A 23,719-nucleotide genomic window follows, 5' to 3' on the forward strand; every position below is an offset into this window, starting at 1 on the left:
CGGACAGGCCCTAGGCCGGGTCGACCAGCCGGGTCCTGAGCGCCGTCACCACCGCCGGGTCGAGCCCGACGTGGCCGGTGACGTACCCGTACACCGAGCCGTACCGCTCGCGCAGGTCCGCGAGGAACAGCCGAAGGATCTCGGCCGGCGCCCTGCCGTAGCCCGGCCAGCGGAGCTCACGGCCCGGGTGCGACGCCTGCCAGTCGGCGATCAGCCGCTCCGTGGCCAGCTCGGTGAGCGCGAAGTCCGCGAGGATCTCCTCGTCGGGGACGTCGAGGAGCGCGAGGACGAGGGCCGCGATCAGCCCCGTGCGGTCCTTGCCGGAGGCGCAGTGGAAGACGAGCGGTCCGTCGGCCGCGGCGATGACCTCCAGGGCCGTACGGATCTCTTCCGCGCCGTCCTCGGCGACCTCGGCGAACCGGTCGGCGAGGTAGCGCCACGGGTCGAGGTCCGGGTCGATCTCCGCCTGGTCGTACGGCCGGTGCTCGATGGACAGGTTGTGCCAGGCGACCTCCTCGGTCTCCGGCAGGCGGCCCTTGGCGTCGATCTCCCACGGGTAGCGCAGGTCGATCACGGTGGCCACGCGCAGCGCGCGGAAGCGGGCGAGGTCGTCGGTGCCGGCTCCCGCGAGCTTGGCCAGGGAGTCGGAGCGGTAGAGGGTCTCCCACCGCACGGTCCCGCCGTCGGGGGTCCGATAGCCGCCCAGGTCACGGAAGTTGTGGAGTCGTTCGAAGGGTATGTGTCGAATCACGGTCGCCAATGTACGGCGTCCCCTGAACGGCCTCCCCTGTACGGCCTCCCCCAGGCCGATGGTCGGACGTCCGTCGGTCCGGCCGCTACAGACCCACCGCCGCCCAGAAGTGATCGGTGATCCCCTCCAGGTACGCGCGCCCCTCGTCGCCCGTCGCCCCCGAGGCGCCCCAGCTGCTGGTCGCCGCCATCCGCGCGTGGTACTCCGAGTGCAGCCGCTGGAGGGCCGACTCCACGGTCCGCTTGGGCAGCGGCACCATCTTCACGGCCGGTTTCACGTAGGCCTGCCAGCGGGTGGTGGCCGCGTCGCGCAGCACCTCGGCGAGGCTCTCGTCGCCGCCGGTGGCGGTGATCAGCGCGCGCGGGCCGAGGCCGAGGACCTCCGCGAGGGTGGCCGTCTGGCGTTCGGTGCCGCGCCAACGGCCTTCGTCCTCCATCCGCTGGTACGCGTGGGCCGCGACACCGATCCGGCGGGCCAGCTCCTCCGCGGACAGTGCGCGGGCCAGCCGGTGCTCGCGCAGGGTCGTCGCGGCGGCGATGAGTTCGGAAGGGTCGCACCAGAGGACGCCCGCGAGGGCGGTGAGTTCCTGCTCGGTCGGAAGGAGGCGGCCGCGTTCCCAGGCGGCGACGGTATCGGGGGTGACGAACAAGCCGTACTGGGCGCGGAGGCCGTACGCGACATGTCCCGGGGCCATGCCGAGTCCTTCGCGCAGACGGCGCGCGGCCAGGGCGTTGAAGGGGGGAGAGGGTTGGTGCACCCGGCCACGGTAGGTGCGGACCGTGACGGCTGGCTACGGTGCGTTCCCCCAACGTGCGACGTCGTAGGAACATGGGAACCGATCGGTAACCGCAGGCCGAGCCGCGGAACGGAAACCGCAGGTCAGACCCCGCACATCAGCCCCCGCACATCAGGCCCCGCACATCAGCCCCCGCACCTTAGTGGCCGCGGGCCCGGCCGTCGAGCCAGCGGTACTGGAGCTCGGGCCGCCCGATCTGCCCGTACTGCGGGGCGCGCACGGCCCGGCCCTCGGTCACGAGGTGCTCCAGATAGCGGCGGGCGGTGATCCGGGAGATGCCGACCGCCGCGCCGGCCTCGGCGGCGGTGACCCCGGCCGGGGTGTCCCGGAGGGTACGGGTGACGGCCTCCAGGGTCGGGGCGCTGAGTCCCTTCGGCAGCGTGGCGGGGTGCGGGGCCCGGAGCGTGGCGAGCGCCCGGTCCACCTCGTCCTGCCCGGATGCCTCCCCGGCGGACGCCCGGAACTCCGCGTACCGCGCGAGGCGGTCCCGGAGCGTGGCGAAGGCGAAGGGCTTCAGGACGTACTGGACGACGCCGAGGGACACGCCCTCGCGGACGACCGCCAGGTCGCGGGCGGAGGTCACGGCGATCACGTCGGCGGAGTGCCCGGCGGCGCGGAGCGCGCGCAGCAGCTGGAGGCCGTGGCCGTCGGGCAGGTAGAGGTCGAGCAGGATCAGATCGACCGGCGTCCGGTCGAGCAGCCGCACGGCGGCGGCCCGGGAGTGGGCGACCCCGACGACGGTGAAGCCCTCGACCCGCCCGGCGTACAGCGCGTGGGCGTCGGCGGCGACGGGGTCGTCCTCGACGACGAGGACACGGAGGGGGTGCGTGCTCACGGGGTCACCTCGGATCCGGTGGGAGTGGTGCCGGGCGCCGCCGGACGACCCGGCGCGGGGGCGGCACTCGGCGCGGGGGCGGCACCCGCCGCCCCGGGCCCGCCGTCCCGCGGCAGCGGCAGTCGTACGGTGAACTCCGCGCCGCCCTCCGGCGCGTCCGCCAGCTCCAGGGTGCCGGCGGCGCGGGAGACCGCCTGGCCCACCAGGGCCAGGCCGAGGCCGCGGCCCGGACCCCGGGTCGACCAGCCGCGGCCCAGGACCGCGTCCCGGTCGGCCGGGCGGACGCCGGGGCCGCTGTCCCCGACCCGCAGCAGCAGCTCGCCGTCGCCCGCCCGGGCCGCGACCGTGACCCTCACCCGCGCGTGCGGGGTCCCGCCCACCGCCTCCACGGCGTTGTCGATGAGGTTGCCCAGGATCGTGACCAGGTCACGGGAGGGCAGGGCCGCCGGCACCCGGCCGTCGTCGATCCGGCTGTCCTCGGTCAGCACCAGCTCCACGCCCCGCTCGTTGGCCTGTGCCGCCTTGCCGAGCAGCAGCGCCGCGAGGACCGGTTCGCCGACCGCGTCGACGACCCGGTCGGTGAGCGCCTGCGCGAGCTCCAGCTCCGCCGTCGCGAACTCCACCGCCTCGGCCACCCGGCCCAGTTCGATGAGCGAGACGACGGTGTGCAGCCGGTTCGCCGCCTCGTGGGCCTGCGAGCGCAGCGCCTCGGTGAACCCGCGCTCGGAGTCCAACTCCCCGGCCAGCGACTGGAGTTCCGTACGGTCCCGGAGCGTGACGACGGTGCCGCGCCGCTCCCCGCCCACCACCGGGCGGGTGCTGACCACGAGCACCCGGTCGGCCGTCAGATGGGTCTCGTCCACCCGCGGCTCGGAGGAGAGCAGCGCGCCCGTCAGCGGTGCGGGCAGGCCGAGTTCGGCGGCCGGGCGGCCGACGACCCCTTCGTCCAGGCCGAGCAACTCCCGTGCCCCGTCGTTGATGAGGGCGATCCGCCGCCGCCCGTCGAGCATCACGAGCCCTTCGCGCACGGCGTGCAGCGCGGCCTCGTGGTAGTCGTGCATCCGGCTCAGCTCCGCCGCGTTCATGCCGTGCGTGTGGCGGCGCAGCCGGGCGTTGACGACATACGTCCCCGCGCCGCCGAGCGCGAGTGCCGCGCCCGCCATGAAGAGCAGGGCGGTGACCTGCTCCCGTACCTGCTCGCTGATCCTCTCGATCGTGATGCCCGCGCTGACGAGGGCGACGATCCGGCCGTCGTCGTAGACGGGCGCCACGGTCCGTACGGAGGGGCCGAGGATCCCCAGGTGCGTCTCGGAGAAGGTCCGCCCCCGCAGGGCCTCCTCGATGTGACCGAGGTACGTCCGGCCGATCTGGGCCGGCTCCGGATGCGTCCAGCGGGTCCCGTCGGGCGCCATGATCACCACGAAGGCGACGTCCGCGTGCCGGCGCAGCGCCTCCGTGTACGGCTGGAGCACCGCCGACGGGTCGGCCGAGCGGGCCGCGGCGACCACGGAGGGGGAGTCGGCGACGGCCGCGGCGGTCGCCGTCGACTGGCGGCGCGCGGTCTCCTCGGCCTGGGCCCGGTCCGTGACGTACGCGAAGACCGCGCAGCCCGCCACGACGACGGCCACGAGCACGACCTGCATCGCGAAGAGCTGACCGGCCAGGCTGCGGGGGCGGGTACGGGGGAAACGCATGCGGGTAAGTGTGCACGGCGGAATTTGCGCCAAGGCATTGCGTTCCCGAATCGTTCTCTTCCGCTCGTTCGCTTCCGCCCGTCCTCTTCCGCCTCTTCCGTGGGCCCCGGGCAGGCGGCCCACAACCCCCCGTCGACCCCCGTCAGACGCTTCGGTCGTGAACGAAACGTACGCAACCGTGACCCCGGTCACAGGCTGATGGATAGTCGCGGAGTCCACCGGGACGTGGACACCCATCAGCGCGAGGAGGACCCCGTGGCCGCACGACGGGACCGTACCCACTATCTGTATCTGGCCGTCATCGGCGCCGTACTGCTCGGCATCGCGGTCGGCTTCCTGGCGCCGGGCGTCGCCGTCGAGCTCAAGCCCCTGGGCACCGGCTTCGTCAATCTGATCAAGATGATGATCTCGCCGATCATCTTCTGCACGATCGTCCTCGGCGTCGGATCGGTCCGGAAGGCCGCGAAGGTCGGCGCCGTCGGCGGACTCGCCCTCGGCTACTTCCTCGTGATGTCGACCGTCGCACTCGCGATCGGCCTGCTCGTCGGCAACCTCCTGGAGCCCGGTTCCGGCCTCCACCTCACCAAGGAGATCGCCGAGGCCGGCGCCAAGCAGGCCGAGGGCGCGAGCGAGTCCACACCGGACTTCCTGCTCGGGATCATCCCCACCACCCTCGTCTCCGCCTTCACCGAGGGCGAGGTCCTCCAGACGCTCCTCGTCGCCCTGCTCGCGGGCTTCGCGCTCCAGGCGATGGGCGCCGCCGGGGAGCCGGTGCTGCGCGGGATCGGCCACATCCAGCGGCTCGTCTTCCGCATCCTCGCCATGATCATGTGGGTCGCCCCGATCGGCGCGTTCGGCGCGATCGCCGCCGTCGTCGGCGCGACCGGCGTCGACGCCCTGAAGTCCCTCGCCGTCATCATGATCGGCTTCTATCTGACCTGCGGACTCTTCGTCTTCGTCGTGCTCGGCACGATCCTGCGCCTGGTCGCCGGGATCAACATCTGGACGCTGCTGAGGTACCTGGGCCGCGAGTTCCTGCTGATCCTCTCCACCTCCTCCTCGGAGTCCGCGCTGCCGCGGCTCATCGCGAAGATGGAGCACCTGGGCGTCAGCAAGCCGGTCGTCGGCATCACCGTCCCGACGGGCTACTCCTTCAACCTCGACGGCACCGCGATCTACCTCACGATGGCCTCGCTCTTCGTCGCCGAGGCGATGGGCGACCCGCTCTCGCTCGGCGAGCAGGTCTCGCTCCTCGTCTTCATGATCATCGCCTCGAAGGGCGCGGCGGGCGTCACCGGCGCCGGCCTCGCGACCCTCGCGGGCGGCCTCCAGTCCCACCGGCCCGAACTGGTCGACGGGGTGGGCCTGATCGTCGGCATCGACCGCTTCATGAGCGAGGCCCGCGCCCTCACCAACTTCGCGGGCAACGCCGTCGCGACCGTCCTCGTCGGCACCTGGACGAAGGAGATCGACAAGGCGAGGGTGGCGGAGGTCCTCGCCGGGCACATTCCCTTCGACGAGAAGACCCTCGTCGACGACCACGCCCCCGCTCCGGTCCCCGACCAGCGGACCGAGGAGGGCGAGGAGAAGGCCCGCGCGGGCGTCTGACGAGCCCCGGGTCCCGGGCCTTGAGCCGGATCCGGGCCCCGGGAGAAGGACGGTACCGGCCGCCGCCGCGGCCGGTACCGTCCTTCTCGTGCTGTCGGCCCCGGGACCGTCCTTCTCGTGCTGTCGGTCCCGGGACCGTCCTCCTCGTGGCCCCGGACCCGGCCCCGCTACTGCTGGATCGGGTGTCCGTCCGTGCCGCAGACGTAGCCCGCGTTGACGCAGTCGGCGACCCGGCGCCTCAGCTCGCCCTCGTCCCAGGCGTTGAAGAAGTCGCCGTGGAAGGTGTAGCCGGGTGCGTCGGTCACGTTGGTCCCGTTCCGGGTGCCCGCCAGGCTCAGTCCTCCGCCGTTCACCGGCCAGGTGATCAGCAGTTCCAGGCGCGGCACCGGGACGGGGTGACTGGCCGGGCAGGTCGGCCCCGCCGCGTACGCCATGTGGTCGCGGTGGTTGGGGCTGTCCAGGTTCTTCCCGTCCCAACAGGTCGGGAAGTCCAGGTAGTTCTCCAGTTTGGTGCCCGGCGGGCAGTTCAGGAAGTCCCGCCCGGACTCGGTTCGGCCCACGCAGGACCAGCGCGCGGCCGGGTTCTGCTCGGGTCCGGTGGCCAGGGCGTTGCCGACGACGTAGCGCAGTCCGCGCGGGTGCGCGACGGCGCGGGTGGGGTCGGTGATGCCCTGGTAGTAGACGGTGACGCGCTCGGGGGCGACGGGCACGCCGTTCTGGTAGAGGGTCGGGGTCCAGTAGGAGGAGAGGTCCGTCTGCGGGCTGCAGTTGGTGGTCCCGGCCGCCAGCGACTGGAGCGTCGAGGAGGCGTTCGCCGTCCTGTTCCCGTAGAACTCGTGGATGTGCGAGCGGCCCGCCTGCCCGGGGAAGACGATCGGGTCGTCGCCCCGGCGGTGGCTGGAGAAGCAGTCCGCGCGGAACTCCGAGCCGCGGACGGGCGCCGCGGCCTGGGCGACGATCGCCGCCTGCTGGGGCTTCGTGTACGTGTACTGGTGGGCCGCGTGGCCCGAGGAGCGGTCCGAGGTGTGGTCAGGCCGGGCGGTCGTGCAGCCGGCGGTGGCCAGGACCAGGACGGCGCCCGCGCCCGCGAGCAGCCTGCGGATCAGATTCATCCCGTCGCCCCCGCTCAGCCGAAGGGGATGCGGACGACGGACTGGTTGCCGATGCCGAGCGTGCTCGGCCCGTTCCCGATGGCGTTCCACACCTCGACGCGGACCTTGCCGTTCACCAGGTTGCCGTGGCTGCCGGTGGCGGACCGGAGACCGCGCGCCTGGGTGTAGTGCTCGTAGCCCGGTACGGGATCGGTCGCGAAGTACTGGTACGTCTCCGTCCGTTCCCAGCTCCCGTCGCCGGTGCGGTCGTAACTGACCCGAACCTGCTGCCCGTTGGCGACGGCCGTGCCGGCGTCCACGAACAGGTCGAACTGGGTCGCGCCGCCGTTGTACGTCCGGGTGACCGGCCCCGAGGTGAAGACCTGGGGGTCGGCCGGGGTCCCGTCGTGGTTGGCGCCGCCCGCCGAGGCGAGCGCGACCGTCGAAGCCGTGGTCGCGTCCCCGGCGCCGCCGCCCGCGCGCAGGTACAGCTGCGCGGAGCCGGACGGCGGGGGAGTGGTCGGCGGCGTCGTGGGCGGAGTGGTCGGCGGGGTCGTGGGCGGGGTGGTCGGCGGTGTCGTCGAGCCGCCGCCCTTCGTCCACACCGCCACGTAGTCGACCACCATCGGCCGCCCGGGAACGGTCGCGGCGGTCGGGGTCTTCCCCGCGAGCGCGTCCGGGAACGCCCCGCCCATCGCCACGTTGAGCAGCAGGAAGTACCCGGCGTGGCCGGTCATGTCGGCCCAGGTCTGCGCGCCGACCCTGGCCTCGTTCACGCTGTGGAAGAGCTGGTCGTCCACGTACCAGCGCAGCTCGTTCGGGGAGGTCGAGCGGTCCCACTCGAAGCGGTACGTGTGGAAGGCCGACTGGCAGCTCGCGCCGGGGCAGGCGCGGCTGGCGCCGATGCCCGTCGTCTCGCCGCAGGGGCCGCCCGGGTTGACGCCGCAGTGCAGCACGCCCCAGGCGGAGTTGAGGCCGTTGACGTTCTCCATGATGTCGAACTCGCCGATGGCGGGCCAGTTCCAGTAGTTGCCCCGGTACGGCGAGCCGAGCGCCCAGAACGCGGGCCAGTAGCCGAGGGCCGCGTCACCCGTGACGTTCGGCATCTGGATGCGGCCCTCGATGCGCAGGGTGCCGCCCGCGGGGGCCTTGAAGTCGGCGCGCCGGGTCTCGATCCGGCCGGAGGTCCAGTTTCCGGCGCCGTCCCGGAGCGGGGTGATCCGCAGGTTGCCGGTGCCGTCGAGGCGCAGGTTGTCGGGGCTCGCGGTGTAGTTCTGGATCTCTCCGGTGCCCCAGTTGCCGGGCCCGCCGGGGTAGGCGTGGCCGGTGTCGATCTGCCAGTCGGCGCCGTTCGGCAGGGCGCGGTCGGGGCCGTTGAAGTCGTCGCTCCACTGGAGCGACCAGCCGGGGGCGGGCGGGACGGCGCCGTTGGCGCTGCCCGCTCCGCCCAGGCCGAGAAGGGCGCCGGCGGCGAGGGCGCCGGCGAGGAGCGAGGCGAGCAGAGGGGTGCGGGATGTGCGTCTGGCGCGGCTCGGGGAACGCAAGGGGAACACCTCCGGGGGGGACGGTACGCGGGGTGTGCACAGGATCTGAGAGCGCTCTCAGAGCGCTCTCAGGAAGCTTTTGTAGTTGGAGACACCGGCCCCGTCAATGGGTCCGGTGCCTTCGGTTACTGAACGACCAGTCGGGACAACTCCTCGGGAGAGAGGGCGAGTTCGGCCGCCGCCGCCGAGTCCCGTACCGTCTCCGGACGGCTCGCCCCCGGGATCGGCAGCACCGTCTCCGACCGGCTGAGCAGCCACGCGAGCGCCACCCGCTGCGGACTGACCCCCCGCTCCCGCGCCACCCGGTGGAACCCCCCGAACTCCGGGTCCTCCTCCAGGGCGGACGTCCCGTCGAGCGAGCTGCGCGAGATCCCGCCCAGCGGACTCCAGGGCATGAACGCGATCCCGAGCTCCGCGCAGAGCCGCAGCTCCGCCTCGCTCTCCCGGACCGCAGGCGAGTAGCGGTTCTGTACGGAGACCAGCCGGTCGCCCAGGATCTCGCGGGCCAGCAGGATCCGCTCCCCGTCCACGTTCGAGATCCCGGCCAGCCGGACCGTACCCGCGTCGAGCAACTCCCGTATCGCGCCCAGTGATTCGGCGTACGGGACGGCCGGGTCCGGCTTGTGCAGCTGGTACAGGCCGATCGGCGTCCCGCCGAGCCGCCGGGCCGAGTCCTCCGCCGCCCGCCGCAGGTGCGCGGGCCGCCCGTCCACGGTCCAGCCGCCGTCCGCCGTCCGGCCGCGCCCGCCCTTCGTCGCCACGAGGACGCCGTCCGTGCCACCTCCGTACGAGGCCAGGGCCCGCGCCACGAGCAGCTCGCCCTCGCCGGGCGCACCGCCCGGCGGGTGGTAGGAGTCGGCGGTGTCGAGGAGCGTCACGCCCGCGTCCAGGGCCGCGTGCACGGTCGCCACGGCCCGGGCCTCGTCGGGGCGGCCCTCGATCGAGAGCGGCATCGTGCCGAAGCCGACCGCCCCGACCCGTACGTCCCCCAGCGTTCTCGTACGCATCAGCCCGTCGCCTCGATGTTCGTCGCCCCGATGTCCGTCGCCCCGGAGTCCGTCGCTCCGGAACTCGTCGCCCCGGAGCCCGTCGCCCCGGCGTCCCTCGCGCCGACCGTCTCGGACACCGCGAGCGAAAGCCACTCGGCCGAATGCCGGAAGGAATAACCGAGAGCGAGAGCACGGGAGTTGTCCATCCCGTACGCGCGGGCGAACGAGAACGGCGATACCTCGCCGACCTCCACCTCCCGGAACACCGTCCGGCCGCCCACCTGCCTCTCGATCTCCGCGCAGATGTCGGCCGTGGTGAGCGGACCGTGGGAATGCGCGTTGACCGGGCCGGTGAATTCCGCCTCGACCGCCCAGGCGAGGAACGCGGCGATCTCCTCCACGTACACATAGGTCGCCGGGCGGTTCACCACGGGGACGGCGATCGGTTCGCCGGCCCGGATGCGCCGCGCGTAGTGGTCGAGCCGGCCCGTGAAGTCGTCCGCGCCGCCCAGCACGTGGGCGACCCGCACCGACGTCCAGGCGAACGGCGACCCGGCCGCGAACACCGCCTCCGCCTGCCGCTTCCCCTCCCCGTAGTGCGCCTCGCGGAACTCCGGGTCCTCCCAGGCCAGGCCCGTGTCGACGGTCACCCCCGCCAGGTCGAGGGCGGACTCGGCGACGGGCACGCCCGCGGCGGAGTCCTCGTACTCGTACACCTCCACCGTCGACGTCATCACATAGCGCCGGGTGCGCTCCCGGAACACCCGCCGGGCGATCTCCGCCTGGCGCGGGGTGTAGCAGACCTGGTCCACGACGACATCGAAGGAACGGCCCGCCAGAACGGATTCCAGGGCGGCCTCGTCGTCGCGGTCCGCCACGAGCTGTTCCATTCCCTCGGGGGCGGCGGAAGAGCCCCGATTGAGCACGGTGATCCGGTGTCCGGATTCCCTCAGCAGGGCGATGAGCCGCTTTCCGAAATAGCGATTCCCGCCGATGACCAGAATGTCCATCATTCCCAACTCCCTTGTGTCGCACGACAAGTGTTACGTTGTGCGCTCGCCGTCTGAAGGGGTATTCATGGGATTTCCGGCCGCCGCACCGAAGGAACCTCGGCCTTCGCGCCCCGCCGCCGACGATTCCTCGGCAGCCGCTTTCGACGCCATCGACCGGCAGATCCTGGACCTGCTGCAGACCGACGGCCGGATCAAGCTCAGCGAGCTCGGGCGCCGCGTCCGGCTCAGTCCCGCGGCCGTCACCGAACGGGTCCGCCGCCTGGAGGCGAGCGGGGCGGTCACCGGCTACGGCGCCCATGTCTCCCCGGCCCGGCTCGGCTACGGCATCCAGGCCTTCATCCGGGTGAATCCGCACGGCGGCTACACCCTGAAGCACCCGCGGACCCTGGAACTGACCGCGCGCCCCGAGGTCCTGGAGGTCCACCACGTGGTGGGCGAGGACTGCTGGATCCTCAAGGTCGCCGTCACCGACACCGTCCACCTGGAAGACGTCCTGGAACAGACCTCGGCGCTCGGCCGGACCACGACCTCGGTCGTCCTGTCCTCGCCGGTGGAGCGGAAGCCACTGCTGCCGCCCGGCGGGCAGCGCGCTTGACAGCCCCGCGGCCGCGCGGCTGAGATGAGGGAACTCGCGTCGCGTGCCGGTCCGCGCTGGAAAGCGGAGGCATGGAGGCAAGAGGACAACAGGGACGGCTTTGCCTCTCCACTCCCCTTCACAGATCGTCAATGAACCTCCCCTTCGCTCCCTGCTTGCCTTGACGTCGGCGTCAAGGCTTACGTTCGGGGACATGCGCATCGGAGAGCTGGCCGAGCGGGCGGGAACCACCACGCGGACTCTGCGGTACTACGAGTCCCGGGGCCTCCTGACCGCGCGGCGCACGGAACAGGGCTACCGCACGTACGACGAGGACGACCTGCGGCTCCTCCAGCAGATCAGGACCTTGCAGGACTTCGGGTTCGAGCTGGAGGAGACGCGGCCGTTCGTCGACTGCCTGCGCGAGGGGCACCCGACGGGTGACGCCTGCCCCGCGTCGATCGCCGTCTACCGGCGGAAGGTCGCCGAACTGGACGGCCTGATCGAACAGCTCCAGGCGGTACGCGCCCAGGTGGGCGCCCAGCTGCTGCGGGCCGAGGCGGAACTGCCGCACGGCCCGGAACCCCGGTGCGAGCTCGGCACGGAGTGGGACGCGGACACGGACGCGGCCCCGGAGACGGAGGGGTGACGGAGATGACGACGTACACGGAGGGCGTGGCCGAGGTCACGGACGCGGACTTCGGCACGGAGGTGCTGGAGGCCGAGCTGCCGGTCCTGGTGAAGTTCACCGCGGAGTGGTGCGGACCGTGCCGGCAGCTGAAGCCGGTGCTCGGCGCGATCGCCGCGGAGGAGGCGGCGCGGCTGCGGATCGTCGAGATCGACGTCGACCGGAACCCGGAGACCACGGTGAAGTACGGGGTCCTCGCGACCCCGACGCTCATGGTCTTCCGGGCGGGCGAGCCGGTGAAGTCGATCGTCGGGGCCCGCCCGAAGCGCCGCCTCCTGGCGGAGCTGGAGGACGTCCTGGCCCCCTAGACCTGTCGGGCGGAGGTCCAGCCCTGCTCGTGGAGGCGTTCGATCCCGTCCAGGAGGAGGTCGAGGGCGAACGTGAACTCGAACTGGTCGTCGCAGCCTCCGCCGACGGTCGAGCCCGCGTCGTGGGCGGCGGCCGCGGCGATCTCCGCGACCCGGGGATAGGCCGCGGCCGCCTGCGCGGCGGCCTCGTCAGACACGCCGGACGCGTCCTCCGCCCCGCCGCCGGTGGCGAACAGCTCGGGGGAGAAGCCCAGCAGTCGGGTGCCCAGCGCGTGCATCGCGTGGTGCGTGAGGTCCGCGGAGAGACCGCCGTCCCGGAACGTGCCGATCACCGAGTCGAGGTGGGCGAGGACGGCGGGCGTCGGCCCGGGGCGCGACTCGATGACGGAAGCGGCCCAGCGGTGGCGCAGCAGGACCTGCCGGGCGGCGAGGATCTGCTGCCGTACGGCCGGCTTCCAGGGCGCTCCGGGGACCGGCGGGGCGATGTCGCCGACGACGACGTCCACCATGCCGTCGAGCAGCTCGTCCTTGTTGGCCACGTGCTTGTAGAGCGCCATCGGGACCACGCCGAGCTCCTGGGCGAGGCGGCGCATGCTGAACGCCTCGGCCCCGGTCCCGTCGGCCAGCGCGACGGCGGCGCGCAGGATCCGCTGCCTGCTCAGGGGGGCGCGATCGGCCGCTCCGCGGTGCTGAGTCATGTTGACGAGTGTACGCCGTACACCTACCGTGTCCTCCGACAGGCAGGTGTACGCCGTACACCCCTGGAGGGGAAGGGGAGACTCGTGGACGCGACACGAAGGACCGCGGTGGTGACCGGGGCGCTGTTCCTGGTCACCGAGGTCGCGGCGGTGGCGGGACTCGCGCTGTACGGCCCCGTGCTCGACGGCGCCGCCCATGTCGTCGGACCGGGCACGGACGCCCGCGTCCGGGCCGGGGCGCTGTGCGAGATGGTGCTGCTCGTCGCCGTGATCGGCACGGGGGTCGCGCTGTATCCCGTCATCAGGCGTCGCCACGAGGCCCTGGCGGTCGGCTATGTGTGCGGCCGGCTGCTCGAAGCGGCCGTGATCGCCGTCGGCATCGTCGCCGTCCTCGCGGTGGTGACCCTGCGGCAGGACCTGGCCGGCGGTGCGGGCCAGGCCGGCGAGGTGGCGGCGAGCGCGCTGGTCGCGGTGCACGACTGGGCGTTCCTGCTCGGCCCCAACGTCGTCCTCGGGGCGAACACCCTGGTCCTGGCGTACGTGATGCTCCGCACGGGACTCGCGCCGCGGTGGATCGCCCTGCTCGGCCTGGTGGGCGGCGGGCTCATCTGCGCCTCGGCGGTCGCCGTGCTCTTCGGTCTCTACGAGCAGGTGTCCGCCCCGGGAACTCTCGCGGCCCTCCCGGTCTTCGCCTGGGAGGTGACCCTCGCCGTCCGGCTCCTCGCCCGTGGATTCCGGGTGACACAGAAATACCCCGACTAGAATTGACAGTCGGGGTATTGCATCGCGTATATTAATGGATTCCGTGTCCAGAAAAACAAAAGGCACGGAGACGTTCAATAAACGCACTGTATCGCGCCGGGAGTCGAATTGTCAACCGAGGAATTTCGGAATGAGCAGCAATTCATCACCGATCTGTACGCACGCCTCGACGACCTGAGGGACCGTGCCGAGGCCGCCGTCGCCCAGGCCCTGCGCACCCCCGGGGTCGGCAGCAACCAGGGCCGTCTCGAACGGGACGTGACCGTCGCCGAACAGTCCGGGCTGCTCGCCGCCTTCGACGCGGGGGAGAGCGGCCTCTGCTTCGGCCGGCTCGTCTTCCGCGACGGCCGCGACCACCACATCGGGCGGCTGGGCATCCGCAGGGACGACCCGAACCGCACGCCCCTCGTCGTCGACTGGCGCGCCGAGATCGCCCGACCCTTCTACCTCGCCACCGGGTACGAGCCCATGGGCCTCTCCCGCCGACGGCACATCACCACCCGGGGCCGCGAGGTCACCGCCCTCCACGACGAGGTCCTCGACCTCGGCGACGCCACCCGCACCGGCCACGAGAGCCGCGACGCCGACGAGGTGCTGCTCGCCGCGCTCGACGCCGCCCGCACCGGCCGCATGCACGACATCGTGCAGACCATCCAGGCCGAGCAGGACGGCATCATCCGCTCCCCGCACCAGGGCGTCCTCGTCGTCGAGGGCGGCCCCGGCACCGGCAAGACAGCCGTCGCCCTGCACCGGGCCGCGTACCTCCTCTACGCCCACCGCGAGCAGCTCGCCAAGCGGGCCGTGCTCATCGTCGGCCCCAACCCCGCCTTCCTCGGCTACATCGGGAACGTCCTGCCGTCCCTCGGCGAGACCGGCGTCCTGCTCGCCACCCCCGCCGAACTCTTCCCCGGCGTCCGCGCCACCGGCACCGACACCCCCCGCGCCGCCGCCGTCAAGGGCTCCGCCGCCATGGCCGAGGCGCTCGCCGCGGCCGTACGGGACCGCCAGCAGGTCCCCGAGCGCGGCGCGCCCCTCGTCGTCCCGCACGAGGACGGGGACCTGGTCATCGACTGGGACATGGCCCTGGAGGCCCGCCACAAGGCCCGCGAGACCGTCCTCCCGCACAACCTCGCCCGCCCCTACTTCGTCTTCCGGATCCTGGACTCGCTCGCCGAGCAGCTCGCCGACCGCATCGGCGCCGACCCCTACGGCGGCCCCAACTTCCTCGGCCCCGACGACCGCGCGCTGCTCGCCAAGGGCATCGCCGCCAACCCCGACGTGCACGCCGCCGTCGACACCCTCTGGCCGTCCCTCACGCCCCAGGAGTTCCTGGCCGACTACCTCGTCGAGCCCACCCACCTCGACGACGCGGACGCCGCGGCGATCCGGCGCGAGACGGGTGACTGGACCCCCGCCGACGTGCCGCTCCTCGACGAGGCCGCCGAGCTCCTCGGCGAGGACGACTCGGCCGCCCGCGCCGCCCAGGAGGCGGAGCGGCAGCGCCAGATCCAGTACGCGCAGGGCGTCCTCGACGTCTCGTACGCCTCGCGCACCTACGAGTTCGAGGACAAGGAGGAGCTGGACGAGGACGCCTCCGAGGTGCTCTCCGCCCACGACATCATCGACGCCGAGCGGTTCGCCGAGCGGCACGAGGAGGCCGACCACCGCACCGCCGCCGAACGGGCCGCCGCCGACCGCACCTGGGCGTTCGGCCACATCATCGTGGACGAGGCCCAGGAGCTCTCCGCGATGGCCTGGCGGCTCCTCATGCGCCGCAGCCCGACCCGCTCCATGACCCTGGTCGGCGACCCCGCCCAGACCGGCGACCCGGCCGGCGTCGGCGCCTGGGAGCGGATCCTCTCCCCGTACGTGCAGGACCGCTGGGAGCACGTCCGCCTCGGGGTCAACTACCGCACGCCCGCCGAGATCATGGAGGTCGCCGCCGAGGTGCGGCGGGCCGCCGACCCCGGCTTCGAACCGCCCCGCTCCGTCCGCTCCACCGGCGTGGCGCCCTGGGACCGGACCGTCGACGACCCGGTGAAGGAGGCCGCCGACGCGGTCGCCGCCGAGCTGCGGACGGAGGGCCGGCTCGCGGTGATCGCCCCGGACCACCTGCTCCCCGGCCTGGTCGCCGCCCTGCCGGACGCCGCCCACGGAGCCGCCCCGGACCTCACCCTGCCGGTGGTCCTCCTCGACCCCCGGCAGGCGAAGGGCCTGGAGTTCGACACGGTCCTGGTCGTCGACCCGGAGGGCATCGTCGCCGGCGCCCCGCACGGGATCAACGACCTGTACGTGGCGCTGACCCGGGCGACCCAGCGCCTGGGCGTGATCAGGAGCGCCACGCGGGAGGTCACGCCGGCCTGAGCCAGACCGTCGCGAGCGGCGGCAGCGTCATCCGCACGCTCGCCGAACGGCCGTGCCACGGCACCGACTCGGTCTTCACCGGGTCGGTGCCGACCACGTCCCCGCCGCCGTACCGGGCGGCGTCCGTGTTCAGGACCTCCGCCCAGGCGGCGAAGGTGTCCGGCACACCGATCCGGTAGTCGTGCCGGACGACCGGCGAGAAGTTGCAGACGGCGAGCAGCGGGGAGCCGAAGCCGTCGAAGCGCAGGAACGCGAAGACGTTGTCCTCGGCGGCGTCCCCGACGACCCACTGGAAGCCGTCCGGGACGGTGTCCCGCTCCCAGAGCGACGGGTTCGCCGCGTACACCGTGTTCAGGTCCCGCACCAGGTCCCGCACGCCCCGGTGGTCGGACTCCGCCCCGTACGCCGGGTCGAGCAGCCACCAGTCGGGCCCGTGCTCCGCCGACCACTCCCCGCCCTGCGCGAACTCCTGCCCCATGAAGAGGAGTTGCTTGCCGGGGTGGGCCCACATGAAGCCCAGGTAGGCCCGGTGGTTGGCCCGCTGCTGCCACCAGTCGCCCGGCATCTTCGAGACCAGCGACCGCTTGCCGTGCACGACCTCGTCGTGGGAGATCGGCAGGATGTAGTTCTCGCTGTACGCGTACACCATCGAGAAGGTCATCTCGTGGTGGTGGTACTTGCGGTGCACCGGCTCCTTCGCCGCGTAGCCCAGCGAGTCGTGCATCCAGCCCATGTTCCACTTCATGCCGAAGCCCAGGCCGCCGAAGCCGCCGGGGCCCACCTGGTCGGTCGCCCGCGTCACGCCGTCCCAGGCGGTGGACTCCTCCGCGAAGGTCACGATCCCCGGGCAGCGCCGGTACACCGTGGCGTTCATCTCCTGGAGGAAGGCCACCGCGTCCAGGTTCTCCCGGCCGCCGAACTCGTTCGGCAGCCACTCGCCGTGCTCGCGCGAGTAGTCGAGGTAGAGCATCGAGGCGACCGCGTCCACCCGGAGCCCGTCGAGGTGGAACTCCTGGCACCAGTAGACGGCGTTGGCGACGAGGAAGTTCCGCACCTCCTTGCGGCCGTAGTCGAACTCCAGGGTCCCCCAGTCGGGATGGTGCGAGCGGCGCGGGTCCTCGTGCTCGTACAGCGGACGCCCGTCGAACTCGGCGAGCGCCCAGTCGTCCTTCGGGAAGTGCGCGGGGACCCAGTCCATGAGGACGCCGATGCCCGCCCGGTGCAGGGCGTCGACCAGGTACTTGAAGTCGTCGGGGCTGCCCATCCGGGACGTCGGCGCGTAGAAGCCGGTGACCTGGTAGCCCCAGGAGCCGCTGAACGGGTGCTCGGCGACGGCCATGAACTCGACGTGCGTGAAGCCGAGGTCGAGGACGTAGGCGGGCAGCTGCTCGGCCAGCTCCCGGTACGTCAGCCCGGGCCGCCACGACGGCAGGTGCAGCTCGTACACGGACAGCGGCGCCTCGTGGTGCGGGCGGGTGCCGCGCCGCGCCAGCCACTCGGCGTCGTCCCAGGTGTAGTGCGAGGCGGTGACGATCGACGCGGTGTTCGGCGGGCACTCGGTGCGGCGGGCCATGGGGTCCGCGCGCACGGTGTGCGAACCGTCCGGCCGGGTGATGTCGTACTTGTACACGGCGCCCTCGCCGACGCCCGGCACGAACAGCTCCCACACGCCCGTCGAACCGAGCGAACGCATCGGCAGCGCGGTGCCGTCCCAGTGCGTGAAGTCGCCGGTGACGCGGACCCCCCGCGCGTTCGGCGCCCAGACGGCGAAGCGGGTGCCGGCCACGCCCTCGTGGACCAGGGTGTGGGAGCCGAGCGCCGTCCACAGCTCCTCGTGCCGCCCCTCACCGATGAGATGGAGGTCGAGCTCGCCGAGGGAGGGCAGGAACCGGTAGGGGTCGACCACGGCCAGCTCCTCGCCCCCCTCCTCGTACCGGACCCGCAGCTCGTACGCGGGCACCTTGCGCAGCAGGGGCAGCAGACCGGAGAAGAGCCCGTCGCCGTCGTCGTGCAGCACGACGCGGCGCCCCTTGGTGAGGACGGCCACCTCCTTCGCCCACGGGCGCAGCACACGCACCACGACGCCACCGCGCACCGGATGCGCGCCGAGCACGCCGTGCGGGTCGTGGTGCTCGCCCGCGAGCAGCCGCCCCCGGTCACCCGGACCGAGGGGTGGCGCCTTCCGCACGGCGGTCCGGTCCGGTGCGGGCGTCTTCCTTGCGCGGGACGTCTTGCCTGCGGATCGGGCGGTCACGGGGGTGCCTCCTGAGGGGCGAGGGGAACAGGGGTACGGGGTAGGAAACGGCATCCCGCGGGCGCGGGACACTCGGCCGAACGGGGCGCGTGAGGGTCGCCGCAGGCGAGAGCGGTACGGTCCCGCCTGCGGCTGGGCCGAACGGGTCTGGGCGCCCCCTGCGCGGGCAGGGCGCCCCGCCCCCCCCCGTGTGGGCATTCGTCCCGCTGGGGCGGGACGGGTGGGCACACGGGACGGCGCCCTTGGCGGCGCCTACGCCCCCTGCACCGACCCGCACCACCAGGACCCGCGCCGTCCAGCGCCCCGCCCGTCGGGGGGCACAGGGAGCGGACGCGCCCGGACAGGGCGCCGTCCCGTTGTGCCCACCCGTTCCGCCCCAGCGGAACGACTGCCCACAACGGGGGTGGGGTGTCAGCCCGGTGGGGCGGCTGGGTGCGGGTCACCGTGAGGCTGCGAGGCGTTCGATGGCGGACATCGGGACCGGGAGCCAGTCCGGGCGGTGGCGGGCCTCGTAGACGACCTCGTAGACCGCCTTGTCGGTCTCGTAGGCGCGGAGCAGGGCGGGGTCGGCGCGCGGGTCCGCGCCCGCCACCTCGGCGTAGCCCGTGCAGTACGCGGCCCGGCAGCGCGCCGCCCAGTCCGCGTTCCACGGGCGGTGGGTGCGGGCCGCGTAGTCGAAGGAGCGGAGCATGCCGGCGACGTCGCGGACCGTGGGCTGGGGGCTGCGCCGTTCGTCGAGGGGCTTCGCGGGTTCGCCCTCGAAGTCGATGACGGCCCAGCCGCCGTCGGAGCCCCGCAGGGTCTGCCCCAGGTGCAGGTCGCCGTGGATGCGCTGGAGCGCCCCCGCGCCGGGCGCCTCGCCGGCCGCGGCGAAGACGGCCCGCAGCCCCGGCACGTACGGCAGGAGCGCCGGCACCGCCTGCGCCGCCGCGTGCAGCCGCCGGTCCATCGCGGCGGCGAGGTGCTCGGTCTCGGACCGCCGCAGCCGCCGGGTCGGCAGCGCGTCGGCGAGGGCGAGGTGGACCTCGGCCGTGGCCCGGCCGAGGGCCCGCGCCTCGGCCGCGAACTCCCGTCCGTCGGCCAGCGCGTCGAGCGCGAGCCGCCAGCCGTCCCGGGAGTCCCGGAGGTAGGGCTGGAGGACGCCGAGGGTCGCGGCCCCGGACTCGAACCAGGCGACCGGCGCCGGGACCCGGGCGCAGCCGGCCCGGCTCAGGGCGAGGGGGAGTTCCAGGTCGGGGTTGGCGCCCGGACTGACCCGCCGGAAGATCTTCAGGATGTAGGAATCGCCGTACACGAGCGAGGAGTTGGACTGTTCGGCGTCGAGCATGCGGGGGGCCAGGGCCGGCGGGAGCGCCGTCGTGGCGTGGAAGCACAGCGGGCCGGTCCGGCCCGGGGTGCGCAGCCGCTCGTAGAGGAGTCCCGCGAGCCGCGGGTCGCGCAGCCCTTCGTAGACCGCGCGTCCGGCGAGCGGGCCCTGCCGGATCCGCCCGATCAGGGCGGGGGCGAGGCGGGGCGGGAGCTGGGTCCGTACGCCCAGGAGCAGTTGGTAGCAGTCGGCGGGCGTGCCGGCCGGGCGGCCGGGCTGGTCGACCCGTACGAGGAGATGGAGCAGACCGGGTCCCGCGCCGTCCAGGGGCAGCAGCTCGGTGGCCGCGTCCAGCGTGAATCCGATGACCCGGCGGCCCTTGCCCGCGAACCAGCGCTGCCGGGGCAGCCATTCGTGGAGCAGGGGGGCGAGGGACGGAAGGAGGGCGTCCGGGGCCCGGGTGGTGGATGCGGTCTCCGGCATGGCATCGCGTCCTTTCCCCGGGGCGCGCAGTTGGGCGTCGTATGCGTTCAAATGCGCAGAGTGTCCCGGATGGCGGCTTGGACTGTCCGGAAGTGCGGGACGTGTCGGAAGGGGAAGATCCGTATGGGTCCGGCAAGAAGGCCCGTATGGACCTGAATCGTGTGTGGGTCACAGTGCCCAGAGGGGGACGGGGGAAACCGTCCCACCCCGGACGAATCCGAACTGACCGTCGGTCAGCCCTTCTTGAGACGGAACCAGTAGAAGCCGTGTCCCGCAAGGGTCAGGAGGTAGGGCAGCTCGCCGATGGCCGGGAACGTCACCCCGCCGATCAGCTCCACCGGCTGGGTGCCGGCGAAGCGCCGTAGATCGAGCTCGGTCGGCTGCGCGAACCGCGAGAAGTTGTTCACGCAGAGGACGAGGTCGTCACCATCCTCCCGCAGGAAGGCGAGCACCGCCGGGTTGGACGCCGGGAGTTCCGTGTACGTGCCCGTGCCGAAGGCCCGGTTCTGCTTACGGATCTCGATCATCCGCTTCGTCCAGTGCAGCAGCGAGGACGGCGAGGCCATGCCCGCCTCGACGTTGGTCACCTGGTAGCCGTGGACCGGGTCCATGATGGTCGGCAGATAGAGCCGCCCCGGGTCGCAGGAGGAGAAGCCCGCGTTCCGGTCGGGCGTCCACTGCATCGGGGTCCGCACCCCGTCCCGGTCGCCCAGCCAGATGTTGTCGCCCATGCCGATCTCGTCGCCGTAGTAGAGCACCGGCGAACCGGGCAGCGAGAAGAGCAGCGCGGTGAAGAGCTCCATCTGCTTGCGGTCGTTGTCGAGGAGCGGGGCGAGACGCCGCCGGATGCCGATGTTGGCCCGCATCCGCGGATCCTTGGCGTACTCGGCGTACATGTAGTCGCGCTCTTCGTCCGTGACCATTTCGAGGGTGAGCTCGTCGTGGTTGCGCAGGAAGATGCCCCACTGGCAGCCGGAGGGGATCTCCGGGGTCTTCGCGAGGATTTCCGAGACCGGGTAGCGGGACTCGCGCCGCACGGCCATGAAGATCCGCGGCATGACCGGGAAGTGGAAGGCCATGTGGCACTCGTCGCCGCCCGAGCGGAAGTCGCCGAAGTAGTCGACGACGTCCTCCGGCCACTGGTTCGCCTCGGCGAGCAGCACCGTGTCCGGGTAGTGGTCGTCGATCTCCTTGCGGACCCGCTTGAGGAAGCCGTGGGTCGCCGGGAGGTTCTCGCAGTTGGTGCCCTCCTGCTGGTACAGGTACGGCACCGCGTCGAGCCGGAACCCGTCGATCCCCAGGTCCAGCCAGAACTTCAGCGCGGAGAGGATCTCCTCCTGCACCGCCGGGTTCTCGTAGTTGAGGTCCGGCTGGTGCGAGAAGAACCGGTGCCAGTAGTACTGCTTGCGGACCGGGTCGAAGGTCCAGTTCGAGGACTCGGTGTCGACGAAGATGATCCGCGCGTCCGCGTACTGCTTGTCGTCGTCGGCCCAGACGTAGTAGTCGCCGTACGGCCCTTCGGGGTCGCGCCGCGACTCCTGGAACCACTCGTGCTGGTCGCTCGTGTGGTTCATGACGAAGTCGATGACCACGCGCATTCCGCGCTGGTGGGCCGAGTCGACGAACTCGACGAAGTCGGCCAGGTCGCCGAACTCGGGGAGTACCGATGTGTAGTCGGCGACGTCGTATCCGCCGTCCCGCAAGGGGGACTTGAAGAACGGCGGAAGCCAGAGGCAGTCCACGCCCAGCCACTGGAGGTAGTCCAGCTTGGCCGTGATGCCCTTCAGGTCGCCGACGCCGTCGCCGTTGCTGTCCTGGAAGGAGCGGACGAGGACCTCGTAGAAGACGGCCCGTTTGAACCAGTCGGGATCGCGGTCCTTGGCGGGGGTGTCCTCGAAGGTGTCGGGGACGGGCTCGTTGACAGTCATGATGTGGGTGACCCTCCGGTCTGCGGGGACGGTCGCAGGACGAGGACGTGCGCGGGTGTGACACCCGGCTCTAGGCGCACGTAGTCGGTCCTGCCCCAGTGATAGGTCTCGCCGGTGAGCTCGTCGCGCACCGGCACGGTCTCGTGCCAGTCGAGGCCGAGTTCCGGCATGTCCAACGAGACCGTCGCCTCCTGGGTGTGGTGCGGGTCGAGGTTGACGACCACCAGAACGGTGTTCGAACCCGAACGCTTGCTGTACGCGATCACCTGCGGGTTGTCGGTCTCATGGAAGGTGATGTTCCGCAGCCGGCGGAGCGCCGGGTGACGGCGCCTGATCCGGTTCAGGGCGGTGATGAGCGGAGTGATCGTCCTCCCGGCCCGCTCCGCCGACTCCCAGTCCCTGGGCCTGAGTTCGTACTTCTCCGAGTCCAGGTACTCCTCGCTGCCGTCCCGCAGCGCGGTCCCCTCGCACAGCTCGTAGCCGGCGTACATGCCCCAGGACGGGGAGAGCGTCGCCGCGAGCACCGCCCGCGCCTCGAACGCGGGCCGGCCGCCCTCCTGGAGGTAGGCGTGCAGGATGTCGGGGGTGTTCACGAAGAAGTTCGGCCGCATCTGCGCGGCCGTCTCCCCGGACAGCTCGGTGAGGTACTCCGTCAGCTCCTCCTTGGTGTTGCGCCAGGTGAAGTACGTGTACGACTGCTGGAAGCCGATCGCGCCGAGGGTCCGCATCATCGCCGGCCGCGTGAACGCCTCCGCCAGGAAGATCACGTCCGGGTCCGCGCCGTTGATCTCGCCGATCACCCGCTCCCAGAACACCACCGGCTTCGTGTGCGGATTGTCGACGCGGAAGATCCGCACCCCGTGGTCCATCCAGTGCCGCAGCACCCGGACCGTCTCCGCGACGATCCCGTCCATGTCGGCGTCGAACGCGATGGGGTAGATGTCCTGGTACTTCTTCGGCGGGTTCTCCGCGTACGCGATCGAACCGTCCGGACGGTGGTGGAACCACTCTGGGTGCTTCTCCACCCACGGGTGGTCCGGCGAGCACTGGAGCGCGAAGTCCAGGGCGATCTCCAGCCGCAGCTCCCGGGCCCGCGCCACGAACGCGTCGAAGTCCTCGAAGGTGCCCAGGTCCGGGTGGAGCGCGTCGTGCCCGCCCTCCGGGGAGCCGATCGCCCACGGCACGCCCACGTCGTTCGGCGACGCCGAGAGGGAGTTGTTCGGGCCCTTGCGATGGGTCTCGCCGATCGGGTGCACCGGCGGCAGGTACACCACGTCGAAGCCCATCGCCGCGACCGCCGGGAGGCGCTCGGCCGCGGTACGGAAGTTCCCCGGGACCGTACGGCCCTTGACCTTCCGCACGCCCTCCGAGCGCGGGAAGAACTCGTACCAGGAACCGAACAGGGCCCGCTCCCGCTCCACCTGGAGCGGCAACGCGGGGGAGGAGGAGAGGAGTTCGCGCAGCGGGTACCGGTCGAGGGAGTCGACGACCCGCGGGGCGAGCGCCGCCGCCAGCCGGACCGCGGCCGGGCGGGAGACGTCGCGCAGCGCGTCCGCCGCGGCGAGCACGGCCTCCCGGCCGCCGCCCTTCTTCGGGACGCCCTTCGCGGCCCGCTCGTGCAGCTCGGCCCCCTCGGCGAGGACCAGTTCGGAGTCGATCCCGGCCGGGATCTTGATCTTCGCCGTGTGGCGCCAGGTGGCCACCGGGTCGCTCCACGCCTCGACGGTGTACGTCCACGGGCCCTCGGCGTCCGGGGTGACCTCGGCGCCCCACCGGTCGGTACCGGGGGCCAGTTCGCGCATCGGGGTCCACGGGCCGGGGCGGCCGGACGGGCCGCGCAGCACGACATTGGCGGCGACCGCGTCGTGGCCTTCGCGGAAGACGGTCGCCGTCACCTCGAAGGTCTCTCCGGCCACCGCTTTCGCGGGGCGCCGGCCGCAGTCGACCAGCGGGCGTACGTCCAGTACGGGAATGCGTCCCATGAGCGGATTCACAGCATCACCTGACGGGTTACGGGGGTGCGGGTGGTGGTG

The 23,719-nt window shown here is 72.4% G+C and carries 19 protein-coding genes; 6 read left to right on the forward strand and 13 right to left on the reverse strand.

Annotated features, from left to right (window positions below; genetic code table 11):
- Positions 1-10: 10 nt before the first annotated feature.
- The 4 genes from ACZ6K0_RS07095 to ACZ6K0_RS07110 all read right to left on the reverse strand — a co-directional run bounded on the left by ACZ6K0_RS07095 (position 11) and on the right by ACZ6K0_RS07110 (position 4,076).
- Entirely contained in the window at positions 11-751 is a 741-nt protein-coding gene (locus ACZ6K0_RS07095) for a tyrosine-protein phosphatase (protein WP_469227607.1), read from the reverse strand.
- An 85-nt stretch (positions 752-836) separates the two neighbouring features.
- Positions 837-1,445 (reverse strand): helix-turn-helix transcriptional regulator, encoded by a 609-nt coding sequence (locus ACZ6K0_RS07100; protein ID WP_469227996.1) that lies wholly within the window; start codon positions 1,443-1,445, stop codon positions 837-839.
- 241 nt (positions 1,446-1,686) lie between these two features.
- The gene (locus ACZ6K0_RS07105; RefSeq protein WP_376399879.1) at positions 1,687-2,382 is read right to left on the reverse strand and encodes a response regulator; all 696 of its coding nucleotides are present in this window, start codon (positions 2,380-2,382) and stop codon (positions 1,687-1,689) included.
- Positions 2,379-4,076, reverse strand: coding sequence for a sensor histidine kinase (locus ACZ6K0_RS07110; RefSeq protein WP_469227606.1), 1,698 nt, complete (start codon positions 4,074-4,076; stop codon positions 2,379-2,381). Before ACZ6K0_RS07110 ends, ACZ6K0_RS07105 begins: the two co-directional genes overlap by 4 nt.
- Before the next feature lie 198 nt (positions 4,077-4,274).
- Here ACZ6K0_RS07110 and ACZ6K0_RS07115 point away from each other — a divergent pair, with 198 nt between their 5' ends.
- Positions 4,275-5,684, forward strand: a complete 1,410-nt coding sequence (locus ACZ6K0_RS07115; RefSeq protein ID WP_376399873.1) for a cation:dicarboxylate symporter family transporter — start codon at positions 4,275-4,277, stop codon at positions 5,682-5,684.
- A gap of 167 nt (positions 5,685-5,851) precedes the next feature.
- Here ACZ6K0_RS07115 and ACZ6K0_RS07120 read toward each other — a convergent pair whose 3' ends face one another.
- The 4 genes from ACZ6K0_RS07120 to ACZ6K0_RS07135 form a co-directional block, all read right to left on the reverse strand.
- Positions 5,852-6,796, reverse strand: coding sequence for a DUF1996 domain-containing protein (locus tag ACZ6K0_RS07120; protein ID WP_469227605.1), 945 nt, complete (start codon positions 6,794-6,796; stop codon positions 5,852-5,854).
- 14 nt (positions 6,797-6,810) lie between these two features.
- Positions 6,811-8,319, reverse strand: coding sequence for a glycoside hydrolase family 16 protein (locus ACZ6K0_RS07125; protein WP_469227604.1), 1,509 nt, complete (start codon positions 8,317-8,319; stop codon positions 6,811-6,813).
- 125 nt (positions 8,320-8,444) lie between these two features.
- Complete coding sequence (locus ACZ6K0_RS07130; RefSeq protein WP_469227603.1) at positions 8,445-9,326, reverse strand: aldo/keto reductase; 882 nt, start codon at positions 9,324-9,326, stop codon at positions 8,445-8,447.
- Entirely contained in the window at positions 9,326-10,318 is a 993-nt protein-coding gene (locus ACZ6K0_RS07135) for an NAD-dependent epimerase/dehydratase family protein (protein ID WP_469227995.1), read from the reverse strand. The genes ACZ6K0_RS07130 and ACZ6K0_RS07135 overlap by 1 nt, the downstream gene beginning before the upstream one ends.
- 67 nt (positions 10,319-10,385) lie before the next feature.
- On the opposite strand from ACZ6K0_RS07135, the gene ACZ6K0_RS07140 reads away from it, so the two are divergent.
- From ACZ6K0_RS07140 to ACZ6K0_RS07150, 3 genes are all read left to right on the forward strand, one after another.
- Positions 10,386-10,916 (forward strand): Lrp/AsnC family transcriptional regulator, encoded by a 531-nt coding sequence (locus ACZ6K0_RS07140; protein WP_376399861.1) that lies wholly within the window; start codon positions 10,386-10,388, stop codon positions 10,914-10,916.
- Between the two features lie 193 nt (positions 10,917-11,109).
- Positions 11,110-11,544, forward strand: coding sequence for a MerR family transcriptional regulator (locus tag ACZ6K0_RS07145; protein WP_376399858.1), 435 nt, complete (start codon positions 11,110-11,112; stop codon positions 11,542-11,544).
- Between the two features lie 5 nt (positions 11,545-11,549).
- The gene (locus ACZ6K0_RS07150; RefSeq protein ID WP_376399856.1) at positions 11,550-11,891 is read left to right on the forward strand and encodes a thioredoxin family protein; all 342 of its coding nucleotides are present in this window, start codon (positions 11,550-11,552) and stop codon (positions 11,889-11,891) included.
- Here ACZ6K0_RS07150 and ACZ6K0_RS07155 read toward each other — a convergent pair.
- Positions 11,888-12,589, reverse strand: coding sequence for a TetR/AcrR family transcriptional regulator (locus tag ACZ6K0_RS07155; protein ID WP_469227602.1), 702 nt, complete (start codon positions 12,587-12,589; stop codon positions 11,888-11,890). The genes ACZ6K0_RS07150 and ACZ6K0_RS07155 overlap by 4 nt on opposite strands.
- Positions 12,590-12,673: 84 nt before the next feature.
- On the opposite strand from ACZ6K0_RS07155, the gene ACZ6K0_RS07160 reads away from it, so the two are divergent.
- Complete coding sequence (locus ACZ6K0_RS07160; protein ID WP_469227601.1) at positions 12,674-13,351, forward strand: DUF4386 domain-containing protein; 678 nt, start codon at positions 12,674-12,676, stop codon at positions 13,349-13,351.
- A 108-nt stretch (positions 13,352-13,459) separates the two neighbouring features.
- Positions 13,460-15,715, forward strand: a complete 2,256-nt coding sequence (locus tag ACZ6K0_RS07165) for a HelD family protein (protein WP_469227600.1) — start codon at positions 13,460-13,462, stop codon at positions 15,713-15,715.
- On the opposite strand, the gene glgB is transcribed toward ACZ6K0_RS07165, so the two are convergent.
- The 4 genes from glgB to ACZ6K0_RS07185 form a co-directional block, all read right to left on the reverse strand.
- A complete protein-coding gene (gene glgB, locus ACZ6K0_RS07170) occupies positions 15,702-17,969 on the reverse strand; it encodes a 1,4-alpha-glucan branching enzyme (RefSeq protein WP_469227599.1) in 2,268 nt (755 codons plus the stop codon). The two genes, ACZ6K0_RS07165 and glgB, sit on opposite strands and share 14 nt — an antisense overlap.
- A gap of 439 nt (positions 17,970-18,408) precedes the next feature.
- Complete coding sequence (locus ACZ6K0_RS07175) at positions 18,409-19,758, reverse strand: maltokinase N-terminal cap-like domain-containing protein (RefSeq protein WP_469227598.1); 1,350 nt, start codon at positions 19,756-19,758, stop codon at positions 18,409-18,411.
- A gap of 233 nt (positions 19,759-19,991) precedes the next feature.
- Entirely contained in the window at positions 19,992-21,686 is a 1,695-nt protein-coding gene (treS, locus tag ACZ6K0_RS07180) for a maltose alpha-D-glucosyltransferase (RefSeq protein ID WP_376399839.1), read from the reverse strand.
- The gene (locus ACZ6K0_RS07185; RefSeq protein ID WP_469227597.1) at positions 21,683-23,668 is read right to left on the reverse strand and encodes an alpha-1,4-glucan--maltose-1-phosphate maltosyltransferase; all 1,986 of its coding nucleotides are present in this window, start codon (positions 23,666-23,668) and stop codon (positions 21,683-21,685) included. The genes treS and ACZ6K0_RS07185 overlap by 4 nt, the downstream gene beginning before the upstream one ends.
- Between the last annotated feature and the right edge of the window lie 51 nt (positions 23,669-23,719).

This window comes from Streptomyces sp. NPDC042346, assembly GCF_055581845.1.